This is a genomic window from Arachnia propionica (genome assembly GCF_003932785.1).
Taxonomy (GTDB): domain Bacteria; phylum Actinomycetota; class Actinomycetes; order Propionibacteriales; family Propionibacteriaceae; genus Arachnia; species Arachnia propionica_B.
Genome location: NZ_RQYT01000054.1, coordinates 1 through 17,125, shown reverse-complemented (window position 1 = coordinate 17,125; position 17,125 = coordinate 1). Strand labels below are relative to the sequence as shown.

13 protein-coding genes are annotated in these 17,125 nt (G+C 68.3%); 10 read left to right on the top strand and 3 right to left on the bottom strand.

Annotated features, from left to right (window positions below; translation table 11 throughout):
* Positions 1-286 precede the first annotated feature (286 nt).
* From EII35_RS14375 to EII35_RS14340, 8 genes are all read left to right on the top strand, one after another.
* On the top strand, positions 287-691 hold the full coding sequence (locus EII35_RS14375) for a DUF417 family protein (RefSeq protein WP_125229156.1): 405 nt from the start codon (positions 287-289) through the stop codon (positions 689-691).
* A gap of 31 nt (positions 692-722) precedes the next feature.
* The gene (locus EII35_RS14370) at positions 723-1,115 is read left to right on the top strand and encodes a hypothetical protein (protein WP_125229155.1); all 393 of its coding nucleotides are present in this window, start codon (positions 723-725) and stop codon (positions 1,113-1,115) included.
* Positions 1,116-1,197: 82 nt separating this feature from the next.
* Positions 1,198-1,437, top strand: a complete 240-nt coding sequence (locus EII35_RS14365) for a CopG family transcriptional regulator (RefSeq protein WP_125229154.1) — start codon at positions 1,198-1,200, stop codon at positions 1,435-1,437.
* Positions 1,434-1,862: a TA system VapC family ribonuclease toxin gene (locus EII35_RS14360; protein ID WP_125229153.1), complete on the top strand. Its 429-nt coding sequence runs from the start codon at positions 1,434-1,436 to the stop codon at positions 1,860-1,862. The genes EII35_RS14365 and EII35_RS14360 overlap by 4 nt, the downstream gene beginning before the upstream one ends.
* A 150-nt stretch (positions 1,863-2,012) precedes the next feature.
* Positions 2,013-3,503: a DUF2397 domain-containing protein gene (locus EII35_RS14355; RefSeq protein WP_125229152.1), complete on the top strand. Its 1,491-nt coding sequence runs from the start codon at positions 2,013-2,015 to the stop codon at positions 3,501-3,503.
* A complete protein-coding gene (locus tag EII35_RS14350; protein ID WP_125229151.1) occupies positions 3,500-4,681 on the top strand; it encodes a DUF2398 family protein in 1,182 nt (393 codons plus the stop codon). Before EII35_RS14355 ends, EII35_RS14350 begins: the two co-directional genes overlap by 4 nt.
* Positions 4,678-8,838: a TIGR02680 family protein gene (locus tag EII35_RS14345; RefSeq protein WP_125229150.1), complete on the top strand. Its 4,161-nt coding sequence runs from the start codon at positions 4,678-4,680 to the stop codon at positions 8,836-8,838. The genes EII35_RS14350 and EII35_RS14345 overlap by 4 nt, the downstream gene beginning before the upstream one ends.
* On the top strand, positions 8,835-9,941 hold the full coding sequence (locus tag EII35_RS14340; protein ID WP_125229149.1) for a TIGR02679 domain-containing protein: 1,107 nt from the start codon (positions 8,835-8,837) through the stop codon (positions 9,939-9,941). Before EII35_RS14345 ends, EII35_RS14340 begins: the two co-directional genes overlap by 4 nt.
* Before the next feature lie 210 nt (positions 9,942-10,151).
* On the opposite strand, the gene EII35_RS14335 is transcribed toward EII35_RS14340, so the two are convergent.
* Both EII35_RS14335 and EII35_RS14330 read right to left on the bottom strand, forming a co-directional pair.
* Positions 10,152-11,471, bottom strand: a complete 1,320-nt coding sequence (locus tag EII35_RS14335; protein WP_125229148.1) for an MFS transporter — start codon at positions 11,469-11,471, stop codon at positions 10,152-10,154.
* A gap of 1 nt (position 11,472) precedes the next feature.
* The gene (locus EII35_RS14330; protein WP_125229147.1) at positions 11,473-12,651 is read right to left on the bottom strand and encodes a TerC family protein; all 1,179 of its coding nucleotides are present in this window, start codon (positions 12,649-12,651) and stop codon (positions 11,473-11,475) included.
* A 162-nt stretch (positions 12,652-12,813) separates the two neighbouring features.
* Here EII35_RS14330 and EII35_RS14325 point away from each other — a divergent pair, with 162 nt between their 5' ends.
* Complete coding sequence (locus tag EII35_RS14325) at positions 12,814-14,742, top strand: penicillin-binding transpeptidase domain-containing protein (protein ID WP_185744367.1); 1,929 nt, start codon at positions 12,814-12,816, stop codon at positions 14,740-14,742.
* On the opposite strand, the gene EII35_RS14320 is transcribed toward EII35_RS14325, so the two are convergent.
* The gene (locus EII35_RS14320) at positions 14,735-15,634 is read right to left on the bottom strand and encodes a rhomboid family intramembrane serine protease (protein WP_260465145.1); all 900 of its coding nucleotides are present in this window, start codon (positions 15,632-15,634) and stop codon (positions 14,735-14,737) included. The genes EII35_RS14325 and EII35_RS14320 overlap by 8 nt on opposite strands.
* Before the next feature lie 58 nt (positions 15,635-15,692).
* On the opposite strand from EII35_RS14320, the gene EII35_RS14315 reads away from it, so the two are divergent.
* Positions 15,693-16,922 (top strand): YibE/F family protein, encoded by a 1,230-nt coding sequence (locus tag EII35_RS14315; RefSeq protein ID WP_185744366.1) that lies wholly within the window; start codon positions 15,693-15,695, stop codon positions 16,920-16,922.
* Positions 16,923-17,125: the final 203 nt, after the last annotated feature.

Below are 17,125 nucleotides of genomic sequence, written 5' to 3'. Positions count from 1 at the left end.
GAACCCCAAAATGACCGCAAGCCTCACGCTCACACTACGTGAGGCACCAACCCACCCTTCGCGCTCATTCCTACGTGAGGCACCTCGGACCCCACGCGGATCTCCTGATTTCTGTGCCCCCCACAAGCGGCCCGTCCGTGGTCGGGGAGGCAGAACGCAGCCTGTACGGTTTCCGGAACCTACCACGTACGCCCTCCCACCGGAGGGGATGCGTAGCCCCTGTCAGCGCTTCAACTATTACACCCACAACCCCCCTTGTCCGGCCGCCAGAAGCGCCTTGTAGGGTGTGTGCTTTCCTCCAAGGAAGGCTCCGCACATAACCGATACCAAGGCCCCCGGCCTCCTGACCCGGCTGCTCACCACCTTCGCCAGCTGGGATCGACTGTCCCTGACCCTCCTGCGCATCGGTGTCCTCATCGCCCTGCACTGGGTCCGGGCCGAGATCGGTGTCATCGGGGCCCTGGCCCTCATCGGGTTCAGCATCGTCACCCTGTCCTTCCTCATCACCACCCCGCAGGTGTGGGTGGCGGCCCCCGCCCAGGGCGTGGCGGACGCGGACCTCGGGTTCCCGTTCCTGTCCGGCCGAGGACGCCTCGTGCTGAAGGACTGCATCCAGATCGGGGTCGGCTTCGTGCTCCTGGTCGACTCGGCCCGTATGGCCCTCAAGCGCCGCGAGGCCAAGACGGCCTGACAGGACCTTCGGTCACTCATACGATGGCACCATGACGCCACGACGCATCGACGGCGACCGGCTGGGACGGTGGAGTCTTCGCCTCGACGCCGGGTACTGCGCCGTGCTGGGGGTGGCCCTCGCATGTTCCGCAGGCTGGGTCACCCGAGCAGTGGCCATCCCACCCTCCTTGGTCGCCGCCGTCGGCGTGGCAGTGGTGGTCTGGGCGGCAGGGATCGTGTGGATGCTGCGGCGGCTGCGCCTGACCTCCGCGCTGCGCATCGTCATGGTCGCCAACACCGTGGCCGCCGTTGCCGTCAGCCTGGTGTCGGTGACCGCTGCGACTCCCCTCGCCATGATCGCGGTCCTCGCCATCGCCATCGACGTCGCCCTGTTTGCCGCGAGTCAGGCCGTGGCGCTGCGCCCGTGGCCCCAGCTGCTCTGAGTAGAACTCTGACTGTTGTCACACCGACCTGGTTCGCATCGCTGATGCAGCCCCATCAGCATCAGTGACGTAGGTTCTGTGCATGAGAACAACCGTGCGCCTCGATCCTGACGTGGCCGCCGCGGCAGGACGTCTCTGCGCTGAGCGACACATCGGCCTCGATGAGGCCGTGAACGAGCTGGTCCGAGTCGGTCTGTCACACAAGAGACAGACCACCCGTTTCAGGCAACGCACGGCTGACGTGGGACTGAAGGGGGACGTCACCGACATCGCTGACACCTTGGAACTGCTGGACCGTCAGGACTCCGAAAGCCCGGCATGATTGTCGACGCCAACGTCCTCCTGTACGCGGTGGACACCCGATCGCACCACCATGACACCGCACGTTCCTGGCTGGAAACAGCTCTCAACGGCGTCGAACGTGTTGGTTTTCCATGGCCATCCCTGCTGGCCTTTCAACGAATCATCACGCATCCACGCGTGACCGCTGACCCACTCACCCCTGCCCAGGCCTGGACCCACATCACGGATTGGCTCGACGCCGACCTGGCCTGGATACCGACCACCGGGAACCGCCATCGTGAAATCCTGCAGCGCCTCCTGATCGGCGAGGATGTGCGCGGGAATCTGGTCACAGACGCCCACCTGGCGGCTCTCGCACTCGAGTATGGAACAAGCATCTGCTCCTTCAACAGCGACTTCGCAAGGTTCGACGACGTGGTCTGGATCAACCCAGCCCGCCCCTGAACGGCTCTTCGCCGTTGAGGTGGGGCTGCGACGGGTCGGTGTCGTGCGCCAGCACCGGTCAAAACCCAGCCGTGCGCTCATCCCGTCAAGCGCGACGTCATCATCTGACGGGTGTCCTGGCCACGGTATTCTCGAAAAGGGGAGGTTGGCATGGACGAGACGAACGCCTGGGCCCTGGTGCCGTTGCCCGGTCAGGTCACGCCCGCCAGCTACCTCGTCGGTCCGCTGGCGAAGCAGTACCGACTCATCGTGGACATCCTCCAGCGCCAGAGGGACGTCACCTTGACCGGCGTCGGCTTCGACACCCTGCAGGATCTCATCCGCGACGAATTACCTGCGAACGAGGCCGCCGACCTGCTCAACGAGTTGGACCTGCGCTCGCGCATGGACCAGCTCGTCGAGTGGGGTACCTGCTCCGCCTGGCAGGACCGCGCCGAAACCCAAGAAGACTTCCTCCGCAACCGCCACCGCTACCAGCTCAGCGAGGCCGGCTACCAACTCAACTCCGCCGTGCATGCCATCGAGGCCGAGCTGGGCGCCACCTCGACCGCAGTGCTGCTCGCCCCGATCACGTTGCGGGACCGGTTGCAGGCGACCGTCGCAGCCCTCGACGAGGGAGACTCGGCCAGCGCGAGCCGGGAGTTCGCGCAGGTGCAGACCACGCTCCAGGCGATGAGCGAAGCCGCAACCGGTTGGCAGAACGCGCTGGCTGTTGCCCTGGGTGGCTCACCCACCGAGGAGAAGGTCACCCGACTACTGGAGACCATCCTCACCTACGCCGAAATGTGGGGCGCCGGTGTGGATGCATGGTCAGGGCCCATCGCCGCGCAGCTCCCGCGCCTGCGCGAGGTCCCCGAGGAGCATTGGCGGGGCATGGCCCTGACCCGGTTGGGAACCTCAGCCTCGACCGCGCTCATCGTGACGGCCGCAGACGAGATGCGTCGCGATCTCGACGTGCTGGGTGCCTGGTTCACCGGCATGAATCCGCAGGCCACTCGGCTGCGACGCCAGATCCGTGACGCGGTCGCCCCGGTACTGAAGAGCCATCGTGCCCTGCTCGCCGTCGGCGGGACCGTCTCGCGAAAGGCCGATCTTTTGCGCCTGGCCGATGCTCTTGAATCCGTGGACACCGATGAGGATGCTTGGCGGCTGTGGTGTCGGGCGACGGGCCTGCACTCGGCTCGCCACGTCACCGACCTCTCGCCCGAGATCTCCCACGGACGCCGCCTGTCGACCTGGGAGGCCGACCCGGTGCCCGTCACCCGGCGGCTGCGGACCCAGGGCCCGCGTTCCACAACCGGACGCGCCCTCAATGTCGTTGACCGCCGCAAAGCGCGCGCCGAGGCACGCCGCCGGGCCCAGTGGGAGCAGGCGAACCTGGAGCGAGCTGCCGCTTCGCTGGCGGCTCGCAGTGGCACAGCGCTCAGCGAGTGGGCTGCGCTTGGGGACGACGAGGCCGCCATTCTACTGGACCTGCTGAGCGAGGCGAGGCGGTATCGGCCGGACAATACGGTGCTCGAGGCCACCAGCGCCGACGGCAGGTGGCTCCTGCGTTTGACCAGCCGCAAGGGGTCAGCTGTGCTCCATCTACCGGCCGGACGACTCATCGTGCCCGACGCCATCGTGGAGTTCATCGCATGACACTGTCGATGACGCGCGCCGATGACGCCGACAAGCAGCGTGCGTTTCTGAGCCTCCTCGCCAACCCCGTCGTGACGCCGTGGAACGATGCCGAGGCCTACGCCTTGGTCCACCGCCACGCCCGTACGCTCGAAACCTGGTGCAAACGCATGGGCTATCGACTGGCCCACCTCGACCAGTGCTACCGGCTACGCCGCGTGCCCGTGGCGGACGAGACCATCTCGGGGCACCGCGCACCGCCCGCCCGGGCCGTTCTCCTCTTGGCGCTCTACGCCGCCGCCTGCCTCGACGAGCATCGCGAGGACTCGATCACGCTGCAGGAGATCTCGGACGTCGTGCGGTTGAGCGCCGCCGGCCGCTCGGGCTGGCCCTATGACCCGAACAGCTATAGCCACCGCAAGTTGCTGCTGCGCGCGGTGGAGTTGCTACTGCGCCACGGCGTCCTCGAGGTGCGCACTGACGACCGGCTGCGTGAGGGATGGGAGCGCACCGGCACCGGGATCGGAGCCGGCTATCACGTGCATCGGGAAGCATTGGTGCTACTGATCGACACCGGCGACGTCGAGCAGGCCCTCCATCCTCCATCGATGAGAGCCGACGAACGCGGCCCCCGGCTCCTGCGTCGGCTGGTGGAGACCCAAGCCCTGTATCCCGATGAACTTTCCGAGGAGGACCGTACCTACCTCGACCACGGCGGGCAGCGGTTACGGCTGGCAGGTCTCGCCGAGGAAATGACCGGCGGCTCGGTGGAGCATCGCAAGGACGCGGTGATCCTGTCACTCTCACCCGACCGTTCCCTCCCTTCGGAGATGCTGGTCGACTTCCCCGCCTCCACGGCACTGGACTGGGCCGCGTTGGCGATGCTCGACCGTCTCTCAGCTCACGCCGAGGGGAGTTTCCGCACCGTGGACGCCGCACTCGTCGACCGCCATGCCAGACAATTGCATGCCGAAGCGGGCAAACAACTCACCGTGGAGCTGCGCGAATCGCCCCAAAGGCTGGTTGACCAGGTCGCGGACAGACTCGCCGACCTCGGCCTACTTCGAGTCAACCCGACATCGCGCGACTGGACCTTCCTGCCACTGGCGGGCCGCTACCGCGATGCTGTCCTTGACAGCACCCCCGAACCTGCGCCGGTTGACCTGTCCGGAATGCTGTTCGAATCGGAGGAACGATGAGTGAACCCACGGCCGACCGGGCGCTGCAGGAGTGGCGCGAATCGTTGGCGCACGGCGGGCTGCCCGCTCCCACCAGGCAGCGCTGGCAAGCGCTCCGGGCAGGGGTGGTCAACCTGTGGGAGTTCGAAGCCGTCGAGTACTGGTATGCCGACGGGTGGGCCCAGCTCATGGGACGCAACGAGACGGGCAAGTCCTCGCTGATGGCGCTGACCACCTTGATTCCTTGGCTGGGAGACACCTCCAGCGACAAGATCGACACCCTGGGGCGTTCGGGCAAACAGTTCGCCTACTACGTGCGTCCCGGCGGCGAGTCCGACCGGCGTCAGAGCGACGCCTCGCTGTTCCACGGCTGGCTGTGGGTGGAGTACGGGCGGATGCACGAGGGCAGAGCTGAGTTCTTCACCACGCTTCTGCACGCCTCAGCCCGGACGGGAGGTTCCAGCACTCGCCTGACCTGGTGCACCAGCATCGGCAGCCGGGTGCGGGAGGCCCTTCAGCTGACCGAGGGCCGCACGGTGCGCCAAGCCAAGGACATCACCGTGTCCGGATTCGAGGCCCACCCCAACGCCGCGGCCTACCGGCAGCACGTCGCCTCGCGCCTGCTGGGCGGGAGTGTGGATCAGTTGGAGAGCATCGGCAGGTTGCTCAAGGTCACCCGCCAACCCAAACTCGGCGCACAGTTGAAGGTTGACTTCGTCACCAACCATCTACGCGATGCGCTTCCCGAACTCAGCCGCACCGAAGTTGAGGAGTTGGCGCGAGGCTGGGACCAGCTCGACCAGCTGCACGCTGATCTCGAGCGGGCACAGACCGCGGCCGCTGCGGTGGCTGGGTTTCGCCGGGACCGGTGGCAGCCATGGGCGGCCGCCGCATTGCGGTTGCGCGCCGACGAGGTGGCCGCCCGCCAGACCGCACTGGACACCGTGACCCGCGAGGAACGACAGGCCCGCACCGATCTGGAGCAGAGCAGGGCCGACGAAGCGAAGCTCAACGCGCAGCGCGAGCGCCTCCGAGCCCGTCTGGCCACAAGCCGCGCTGAGGAGGAGTCGTGGCGGGATTCGGCCGCCTACCGTGGGGCCAGCGCCCGGGCCGAGAACCTGCGCAACCAGGAGGCCCTCACCAACAACGCCCGCCGGGTGGCCGAGCGCAGTGCCGACGCCCTGAAGAAAGCGCAGTCACGCCTCGCCGACGCCGAGCGTGCACGGCAGCAGGCCGAGGAAGAACACGAGCACTCCCAGCAGGAGCTGTTCAACAAGGAACAGGGGGTGCGCACCTCGGCACGTCGAGCCGGGCTCGAGCCATCACTGCCCCTGGACGCCGATCATCTGCAACAGGCATGTCAAGAGCGCGAGGTTGCGGTGAGCCGAGTGAACGGCCTGCGTCGGGTGGCTGAGGAGGCAGCTCACCAGGCGGAAATCAGTGATAGAGAGGCGGATGTGCTGCACGCGCGGGCCGAACGGGCACGCGAAGTTGCCGAGCACTCATGGCAGCGGGCAGCTGCGGAGCGCGATGACGTTGTTTCGACGCTTCGCGCGTGGATACCCCCCTTCGCCGAACCATTCCAGTCGGCGTGGGAGGAGGGCTTACCGAGCAACGTCGATGAGCTGGGGACACCACGCCTCAGTGACGTGATCCGACGCGACGCCTGGCAGCCCCGAGAACAGGCGCTGACCACCGACATCTCAAGGGTCAATACGGCGCTGCAAGCCATCGAAGCCGACCATCGGGCACTGACCGAGCAGATCGAGGACTTGGTTCATCGACCCGCTATGGAGCCGCCATCCCCGGACCTGTGGCACCGACGCGACCGAGGCGAAGCTGCCGGCGCGCCGTTCTGGGCGATGGTCAATCCCGCCGATCAGGTGCCCCCTGTCCACGTCGCCCGGCTGGAGGCCGCACTGGCCGCCAGTGGGTTGCTGGATGCGTGGGTGAGCGTCGAGGAGCAAGCTGGATTGGACACCTTCGTCCGTGTCAGTGAGCAGCGTCCCACCCGATCACTCGCGGAAGCGCTCGTCGTGGCCGAGAGCGCCCGGGAGCATGCCACATTGGTGGCCGATGTGCTCGCTTCGGTGCGGCTGTGCGATTCCGACGAGCCACTGCCCGACAGCGGTGTGGCGGTAGCACTGGATGGCCGCTGGCGGGCCGACCATGTAACCGGGCGGGCCGCTCCCGTGCACGACCAGGCCGAGTGGTTGGGGGAAGCCGCCCGCGAGGCGCAACGACAGCGTCACCTGGCCGAGCTGCGGGCGCAGGCGGCCGAACTCGAGCAACAGCGGGCGGACCTCCAGGAGGAGCAAACACGGCAGAACCAAGAACTGCGAGAACTCGCAGAGTGCTTTGCGAAGGCGCCCACCGACGACGCCCTGCGCGACGCCTTGTCCGAGTGCCGAGCGAATGACCGCCACGCCGAGACCGCTGAATCGGAGGCTGACCGGGCCGCCGAGCAGGCCCGCAAGCACCACGCAGTCGCCGACACTCGCCGGGCTGAGCTGCGTCGGGAGGCCGCCGAGCAGAGGCTGCCCACCGACGAGGAGTCCCTGGCCGAGGTGAGCCAAGCCCTCCACGAGACCCGTGTGGCGTTGGCGGAGTGGCGAAACCGCCGCACCGACGTGGAACGATCCGCGCGGCGTCTGCAAGGCGCCACCGAGGAAGCGGGTCGGCGTGGCGATGACACCGAGCAGCAGCGCCTCGCGCATGAACGGGATGACCTCGACCACCAGGCCGCCAACGCGCGTCTGGAGGCGCTGCGTGCCTCGATCAACGCCGATGACCAGGAGATCATCGACAAGCTGGCGTATCTTCAGGACGTGGTGAGCACCACCCAGGACAAGCTGGACGCGCTGGATGACCAGAGGGACTCAGTCGCGGCCCGCCGGGGCAGTGCCGAAGGCAAGCTGGCTGAAGTCGAACGCCGCCGCGAGGAAGCGACCGAGGATCGCGGCCATGCCCATCAAGGATTGCGTGAACTGCTCGACCACGGCCTGGCCACGGGCCTCGAGATTGATCTTCCGGAGCCCGAGTCAGCGGCCGTTGACCATGTGCGGGCCCAGGCCGCCGAGCTGCGTCGCCGACTGCGCCCCAAGGACTGGGTCGACAGCAGTCAGCGTGAACAAGCCAGGGAAGGCGTGCGGCAGAACGCCCGCATCGTGAACCGTCTCCGCAGCGGAATCGACGCCTCGGCGCGGGACATCCGTGGCGTCCTCGAACAAGGCGGCCGCAGCATCCAGGTGACCCCTGACGAACCAGTTCCGACCGTCGAGGTGGTCGTGAACTCCCATGGGTTGGCCCTGCCGCTGCTGGAGGCTGGTGACCACCTGCTCGAGGTGTGCCGGGAACTTGAAGGCCAGTATGGGGCCTCCGTGCGGGAGACCCTCGACCGGCTGCTGGGGTCCACCTTCCTCGAGCACATGCGCGAGCAGATCGGGCAGGCGCAGCGACTGGTCGCCGACATCAACACCGTGCTCCAGGACCACCCCACCGGAACCGACGGCACCACTCTGCGCATCCGTCTCGAACCTGGCACCCACGCACCGGTCCTGGAGGCAGTCTCTGGGCCACGGCTGATGGACCCCGAAGTGGCGGCATCGGTGCGCAGCTTCCTCAAGGAGAAGGTGGACGAGGCCAAACGTGCCGCTGTCGACGAAGGTCGAGCCGATTGGCGGGACTCACTGGCGGCCCACCTCGACTACCGCACCTGGTACGAGGTGGCCCTCGAGAGCCGCGTCGCGCAGGGCCGCTGGGGGCCGCTGACCACGCGCCGGTACGCCGAACTCTCGGGCGGGGCGCGCGCGGTGATGCTCATGCTGCCACTGGTAGCGGCGCTCGCCGCGCAGTACCGACGCCTTCCCCACGCCCCGCGTCCGTTGTGGCTCGATGAGGCCTTCGACGGGCTCGACGCGCCCAACAGGTCAATGGTGATGCGCCTCTTGCAGCGCTTCGATCTCGATGTGCTCCTGGCCGGGCCCGGACGTCTGGTGAATGTCGAGGCGGTACCGACTGCGGCGATCTACCAGGTGGTGCGGGCCACCGCCCCAGAGCCAGGCGCCGACCTGGTGGCCGAGCTGTGGGCCGGGTCGACCCTGCAGACCATTGACCTTCCGCTGTCCTGGCTCGACGATGCCGCACCGACGCCACAGGAACAGGACCGTCTGCTGTGATCCCGAACTATCTGGAGGAGTGGGCGCGCAAGTCCGGGCCGTCCAAGGTCCTCGCCGAGATCCGGCGGCGGGTCGAGGAACGCAAATGCGGGCCGCGTGCCAAGGTCAAGGTGCCACTCACCCGTGCCGAACGTAGTGAGGTTGGGGAGATCCTGGACGCAGCATGGGCTCAGGGCGACCAACCCGTGGCGATGGCTCGGCTGCGGGCGGGGCTCGCCCAACACGGGACCGAACTTGAAGACCTGCTCGTGGCGCTTGGCGGGCCACTGCGCGATCTGCCCGCTGAGCGTCAGAGCCAACGCGAGGTACGGGCGGAAGAAGTGACCGAAGCCCGACGCCTCCTCCGCGAGCTCGACCCGCGCGTGCCTGACGCAGTGGTGACACGCTGCCTGACCGGACCGGACATTCTCAGCCGGGCGCGCGCGATTCGAGACGTCGTGGCGGCCTTGACCGAGGAGAACGAACGCCTGCAGGTACTGGCCGCTCGACTGTTTCGCGATGCACACGCACTCGACCGCTCCCGGGCATTGGGGCGGGCGGTGGCCCGTTTCCTGTCGGGGAGGAACTGCCACGTGGGTGCCGACGGTGTCGCCCTGTGGAAGGATCCGGTCGAGGACGCCGAGGCATGGCGTGCCGCCTGGGCGAGGGGCGGGGTCGTGTGCGATGAGGTGTCGACCCAGGTGCTCGTGCTGAACCTGCCGCTCGTCGGAGCCGCCGCTGCCGCGACCCTTGCGAGTCTGCGGGGCGAACCGGTGTGGCTCACCTTGCGCTCATTGCGGGGCGGGCTTCGGCTGGCGCCGGGGGTGGAGGACGTCTTCGTCTGCGAGAACCCGTCCATCGTCGAAGCGGCAGCCGATCGCTATGGGGATGGCTCCCGGGCGCTGGTGTGCACGTTTGGCGTCCCCAGCCAGGCGGCGCTTGACCTGCTGCGGGTGATCTGCGCGCAGGCCACGCTTCACGTCCACGCGGACGAGGACGCCGTGGGCCGACGGATCGTCGAGGGGCTGCTCCGTTTGCCGGGGGCGCGGCGCTGGCGGATGGACAGCGCCACCGTCCGCTACGAGGAAGAGCTGTTGGCTGAGCTCCTGTCCGACCTGGGATAGTGGGCACGGCGAGACCGCCCCGGCCCCTTGCCGATACCGTTCACCGGACAGACCCAGCGACGCTGATGGCCACAAACTTGCCTTCGCGAGATCGCCCGATCGATCGCAGCGCGCCGAAAGCTGTACGGGCTGATCCCGACGATGGCGGTGAACTGCCTTGCCGCATGACGGCGGCTGCGCCACCTGACGCGGTGCATGGCCGGCCCACCGTCACCGCCGGACGAGGTCCTCGGTTCCCTTCTCGAACTCCGTCGCGCCGATCCTCGCCGACGACCACCAGAGGGCGACGGCGAGGAGCAGCCACGCCGCCGCCACACCGGGCGCGACCCCGGGGCCGATGCCCGTGGGGGGCAGCACGACCGCCGCGACCACCGCCGCCAGCACGAACGCGCCGTTGAAGGCCATGTCGTAGAACGTGAACACCCGGCCCTTGAACTCCTCCTCGACGTGGGCCTGCACGAAGGTGTCCGCCGCGATCTTGTAGCACTGCGTCCCCAGCCCGACCCCGACCGACAGCCCCAGCAGCAGCGCCTCGACCCCCGTCAACGCCACCCCCGACGCGACGCCGGCCAGCAGCAGCACCGCGACCGCGGTCCATCGCAGCCCGATCAGCCGCACCAGCGGCGGGACGACGGCGCTCGCCCCGATGAACCCGACCCCAGTCAGCGTCCCCCACAGGGTGAGGTCCGCCAGGGCCGTGACGGGATCGTCGTTGAGGACGTTGCGGAACGCCAGGATCACCGCCACCGAGAACAGCCCGAACAACAGCCGCGCCCCGAACAGCACCCCGATCGCCAGCCGCGCAACCCGCCGGGTCCGCAGGTGCGCGAAGGCGTCCGCGAGCTCCCGCCCGACCTGCGCCACCCCGACGCGCGTCGCCCCGGGCCTCGGGCCGAGGGCCTCCCTGGCGAACCCGAGCCCGAGCACCACTGAGCCGATGAACAGCAGCGCCGCCACCCAGAACACGATCGCGTTCGCCGGATCCGCTCCCAGCCACGGCGCCAGGCCCAGCCTCGCCCCCATCCCGAGCAGCGCCCCGATCACCACACCCATCGGTCCGACCATCGGCAGGATCGACGACGCGGTGAGGTACTCGTCCTCGTCGACGACGTGCTGCAGCCCCGCCGTCAGCCCGGCCAGCATGAACCGGTTGATGCTCAGCAGCAACAGCAGGGCCGCGAACATCGCGACCTGCCAGCCCCCCGTCGTCGCACCGAACAGGATCAGCACCCCGACGAGCACCGACAGCGTCGCCCGGGCCGCGTCGGACAGCACCGCGACCTGCCGCCTCGACCAGGTGTCGAGCAGCGGCGACAGGAACGGCCCCAGCACCGTGAACGGCAGGAAGGTGATGGCCAGGATCGCCGCAATCGACCACGCATCCGGCTGGCTCGCCGGCGAGAAGAGCAGATAGGAGGCCATGCCCACCTGCACGGTGCCGTCCGCGGCCTGGGACAGCACCCTGAGCGTCAGGAGCCGACGGAATCCCGGGCGTCCACAGAGCCGACGGATCGCCGACCCGACCGCCATGTCAGGATTCGCCGTGCTTGGCGTGGGCCTTCGCCAACGCCAGCTCGGCCCCCGTGACCTCCATGTAGTGCGCCACGAGCTCCTGGTCCAGCTTCGCCAGACCTGCCTCCCGTGTGAGGATCTCGTCGTAGAGGGCCTGACGCTCCGCGTCGTCGCCGTGGTACTCGTCATGGAGATAGGCGTGGCACTTGCGGTCCAGGGACTTCACGGCACTCGCGACGGCGCCCTTCCGACTGAACAGCGACGCCACGACGGTGATGGTCAGCAGACCGACGACGATGAGCAGCGCCTCCAGCTTCCCGAACACGTAGACGGGCACGTGCTGGCCGCCGTTGATGAACGGAAGGGTGTTGGTGTGCAGGGCCTCGAGGATGAGCTTGACGCCGATGAAGCCGAGGATCGCGGACAGGCCGAACTTGAGGTAGATGAGGCGGTCCAACAGGTCATCGATGAGGAAGTACAGCTGCCTCAGCCCCATCATCGAGAACGCCGTCGCCGTGAAGACGATGTAGACGTTGGTGGTGACGCCGTAGATGGCGGGCACCGAGTCCAGGGCGAAGAGGATGTCCGTGCCGCCGATCGCCACCATGACCAGCAGCATCGGGGTGAGGACGCGACGCCCGTTCTCGACGGTGAACAGCTTGTCACCGTCGTAGTGGTCGGTGGTGCGCAGGTACTTGCGGGCCAGCCGGATGACGAAGTTGTCGGCCTCGTCGGAATCCGCCCCCTCGGGGGTGAGGAGCTTCCCGGCCGTGACGACGAGGACGAGCCCGAAGAAGTAGAACGTCCACGTCCAGGCCTCCAGCATGGCCTTGCCCGCCGCGATGAACACCGACCGCGCGATGAGCGCGAAGACGATGCCGAACAGCAGCACCTTCTGCTGGTCCTCCCGCGGCACGGCGAAGGACCCCATGATGATGAGGAAGACGAAGAGGTTGTCGACGCTGAGGGCCTTCTCGACCAGCCAGCCGGTGAAGTAGTCGGCTCCCATCTCGGCGCCACCGAAGACGAGGACGAACAGCCCGAAGACGATGGCCAGCCCGACGTAGATGGCCGACCAGACGGCCGCCTCCTTGAGGGTCGGGGAATGGGCCTTGCGCACGTGGAAGAAGAAGTCGAAGGCAAGCAGACCGACGATGATGACGATGGTCAGGCCCCAGACCCAGAGGGGAACGGACAACCGGATTCACTCCTTGGGAGGCGGAAGAACGGGACCCCGAGGACTCCCGGGGCGCTGGGACAAGGGTACCGGCCCCCGGTCCCTGGACCAAGAGGTGTTCGGATCGACCCGGCGCAACGTGGGGGCGGTACGCTCGGATGGGACGCGGAGAAAGGTGGGTCCATGAACGTCAAACGCTCCGGCCGATCGGCCATGTTGAGCCTGCTTTCGACACTCGTCGCCGCGGTGCTGGCGTTGACGGCCTGCGCCCCCGCCGGGAACTCCCCCCAGTCGGGCCAGGACCCCGCCACCACCCCACCGCAGGGGGTGCCCGACGCCTCCCAGACCGTGGCGAAGCTGGCGGATGCGCTGCCCACCCTGGACCTGACCTCGGTGCCGCTCACCGTCTCCCCCACCGACGCCACCACGGAACTGCAGACCATCTTCGCAGGCATGGACGGCATCGTCCCCACCGTCACCCCGAGCGGCATCACCTACGCCCCCGACGGGCGGAGCGCAACCGCCATCCTCGCCCACAGCTACGCCATCGGTCAGGAGGGTTGGGCCTTCCAGACGATCGTGCCACTGGAGAACGTGGAGGGTGCCTGGCTCGTCACGTGGTCGCCGGCCGTCGTCCATCCGCAGCTCACCGCCGGGACCAGGCTTCGTCATCGCCGCAGCCAACCACGACGGGCCGCCATCAACGACCGCGACGGCCTGGCCCTCGTCGAGGAGATCACCCTCCACCAACTCGGCATCGACAAGGGCAAGCTTGAGGAGGCGGCCTGGCCGGAGGCGGCGGGGCACCTCGCGCAGGTGCTGGGCATCGACGCCGCCGCCTACACCGAGAAGGTGCTGGCGGGCGGCCCGCAGCAGTTCGTCGTCGCGGCGACGGTCCGTCAGGAGGACATCCCTGCCGCGATCGGCGACGTCGCGGGCGTGGCCATCGTCGACGTGAAGTCGGTCACCGGCCCCTCCAGCACCTTCGCCGTCGGGCTGCTCGGCCGGGTCGGCAACCCGACGAAGGAGCAGATCGACAAGGCGGGCGGCGCCGTCTCCGCCACCGACCTCGTCGGGTTGAGCGGCCTCCAGGGACGGTACGACGAGCGACTGCGCGGGGTTCCCGGGGTGCGGATCGACCTCGTGGGCCGCAAGGGGGTCGAGGCGGAGGAGGTGCCGCTGTTCGTGCAGGAACCGAGCATCGGCGAGGCCCTGGAGACCTCCCTCGACCGGACGATGCAGGAGAAGGCCGAATCCGTTCTGGCCACGAACTTCCCCGAGACCGGCGTGGCGGCCCTCGTCGTCATCGACGTGCGAACCGGCGGGGTCGCCGCCGCCGCGACCTCCCCCGCCGGCGGCGAGTACCCCCATGCCACCTATGGCGCCTTCGCCCCGGGATCGACGTTCAAGATCGTCACCTCCCTGGCGATGATCCGCAAGGGAGCGACGGCCTCCTCCGAGGTTAAGTGCCCCGCCAGCTTCTCCATCGGCGACTACGTGCAGAGCAACTACCCCGGGTATCCGCAGGAGAAGACCGGCACCATCACCCTCGCCGACGCCGTCGCCTACTCCTGCAACACGGCGTTCGGGCTCAACCACGACAAGATCTCACCCGAGGAGCTCAAGAGCGCGGCCGCGAGCCTCGGCGTCGGCGTCGACTACGACGCCGGGTTCACGTCGAACTTCGGCACGGTGGAGCCCGCGAACTCAGGGATCGACCTGGCGGCCAGCATGATCGGGCAGAGCCAGATCCGCATGTCGCCGCTCGGCATGGCGGCGGTCGCGGCCAGCGTCGCCTCGGGGCGCACCACCATCCCGTGGCTCGTCAAGGGCCAGGAGGCCACCTCGACCGCCACCCCGCTCACCGCCGAGGAGACCGAAAACCTCCGGACGGTGATGGAGGCGATGCTCAACCGGTCCCGCGGCTCCAAGCTCGGCCAGGTGATGCGCGGCGGCAAGACCGGCACCGCCGAGTACGGCGACGCAGCAGGTCAGACCGCCCACGCCTGGATGATCACCTGGAACGACCAGTACGCGGTCGCCGCGTTCGTGGAGGACGGGGACTCCGGCTCCGGGACGGCCGGACCGCTCATCGAGCAGCTGTTCAGCTGAGCGTCAGCGCCCGCGCGACGATCGCGGCCAGGGCCAGCAGCAGCACCCCGCCGATGAGGGGCCACTGCAGCTTCGACCGCTGCTGCTTCGGCAGCATCACGAGGGCGGCGGAGACGGCCAGGCCGCCGAGGAAGCCGCCGAGGTGCCCCTGCCAGGAGATGACCCCGGCGCCGAAGACGGTGATGGCGACGTTGATGCCGATCCACACCAGGATGCTCTGGTAGTTGCCGCCGAGTTTCCAGGCGAGCAGCAGCAGGGCCGCCATCATGCCGAAGATCGCCCCCGAGGCGCCCAGGGTGGTGACGTGGGGTTCGGTCAGCCACATGACGAAGGCCGACCCGACCACGGCCGAGACCAGGTAGAGGGCGAGGAATCGGGCCCGGCCGAGGACCTTCTCCAGCTGCGGCCCGAGGATGTACAGCGCCACCATGTTGAAGGCGAGATGGACGATCTGCAGGTGCACGAAGGCGCTGGTCAGGATCTGCCACCAGCCACCATCGGCGACACCTGCAACCCACTGGCCCCCCACGTCGGGGCACTGTGCCACGCCGACGTCGATGATGTAGTTGCCCCTCACGCACAGGCCGTCGATCTGGAGGGCCAGCGTCTGCAGCACCGGGCTGTCGGACTGCCCGGTGACGAGGATCACGAGCCAGATCGCCACGTTGACGGCGATGAGCACCAGCGAGGTGAGCTCGGGGCGACGACTGCGGGTCCCGCCGAACGGCAGCTCGGCCTGGCGGGTCTGCCGGATCCCCGCCTGCACGCAGCCGGGGCACTGGAATCCGACGGCCCCGGGAATCATGCAGCGGGGGCAGATCGGCCGATGGCATCGCTGGCACACGATCCCGGTGGGCTCCCCGGGGTGCCGGTAGCACTGGCTGACTGTCATGCCGCAAAGGCTACCGTCATGCCGCGTTGTCCTCCGTTCGGCGGGTATCGTGCAGGGCATGGGAGCAGGACATTCGCACGGAGGCCACGACCTGGAGCACGTCGAGGTCGGCGCGAGGGCGCGGACCATTCTCGTGGTCTTCCTCGCCGTGGTCGGGGTGCTGAGTGTGGCCGGGATGATCTGGCTGTGGCCGGGCAGCGGCGAGATGGAGAGCCAGGTCAAGCGGCAGGTCGGCTCAGCCAACTACTCCTTCGAGCAGGCCACCATCACCCAGTTGGAGTACTCCTGCGAGAATGTCGGTCCCACGGAGCCCACCTGTCACACGGCGACGGTGGAACTCACCTCCGGCCCCGAGAAGGGGCAGCAGGTGCAGATCATATTGCAGGGGCCCGCCGCGCAGGCGGGGCTGCGCCCCGGGGACGGGATCTCGGTCGGGCGGGTTGACCTGAAGGAGAACGGGGTCAACTACAACTACGAGACCGCCTCCCGGCATCCCGTCCTGATCGTGATGGGGGTCCTGTTCGTCCTCGTCGTGGCGGCTGTCGCCCGCTGGAAGGGGCTGTTCGCCCTGCTCGGCCTCGGCATCGCCGGGGCCGTCCTCACCGGTTTCATGCTCCCCGCGCTGCTCGTCGGGAAACCCGGAATCATCGTCGCGATCGTCGGCGGCACGGCCATCATGTTCGTCGTCCTGTACGTGGCGCACGGGGTGTCCATCCGCACCTCGACGGCGCTCGCGGGCACTCTCATCGGCGTCGCGATCACGGCGGGGCTGGGGGCCGTGTCCACCTGGGCCGCCCGGCTGTCGGGTTTCGCCGACGACCACGACTTCACGCTGGCCAGCGTCGCGCCGAACCTCAACTTCCGGGAACTGCTCATGGTGGCGATCATCATCGGCGGGCTGGGGGTCCTCAACGACGTCACCATCACGCAGAGTTCCGCCGTCTGGGAGCTCCGCGCGGCGGCCCCGTCGATGTCGAGGATGAAGCTCTTCGCGGCGGGGATGCGGATCGGCCGCGACCACATCGCCTCCACCATCTACACCATCGTCTTCGCCTACGCGGGCAGCGCCCTGGTGATCCTGCTCACGCTGTACTACACGGAACGCCCGGCCCTGGCGCTCCTCAACGCGGAGATGTTCTCCGGCGAGATCATCCGCACACTCGGCTCGGCCATCGGGTTGATCCTCAGCGTCCCCATCACGACGGGGATCGCGGCATTGACCGTCGCGGGCCCGAAGCCGGAGGACGACGCGGCCTCCTTCCGCCCCCGGCACGCCGAGACCGCCTGACCCCGGTCCTCGCCCCCTCCCTCCCCTCCCGTGAACCCCTGCCGGTTCGCCTGCCTTGGGTCCGGTTCGCCTGCCATTTTCACGGCTCGCCTGTCTTGTTCGGCAGGCGAAGTGATGTTATGTCGCAGGACATCGGTGACAGTTCTGCCTCAGGACATCGGTGACGTTTTGGCGGGGTGTGGTGGTGACACTTCTGGCGAATC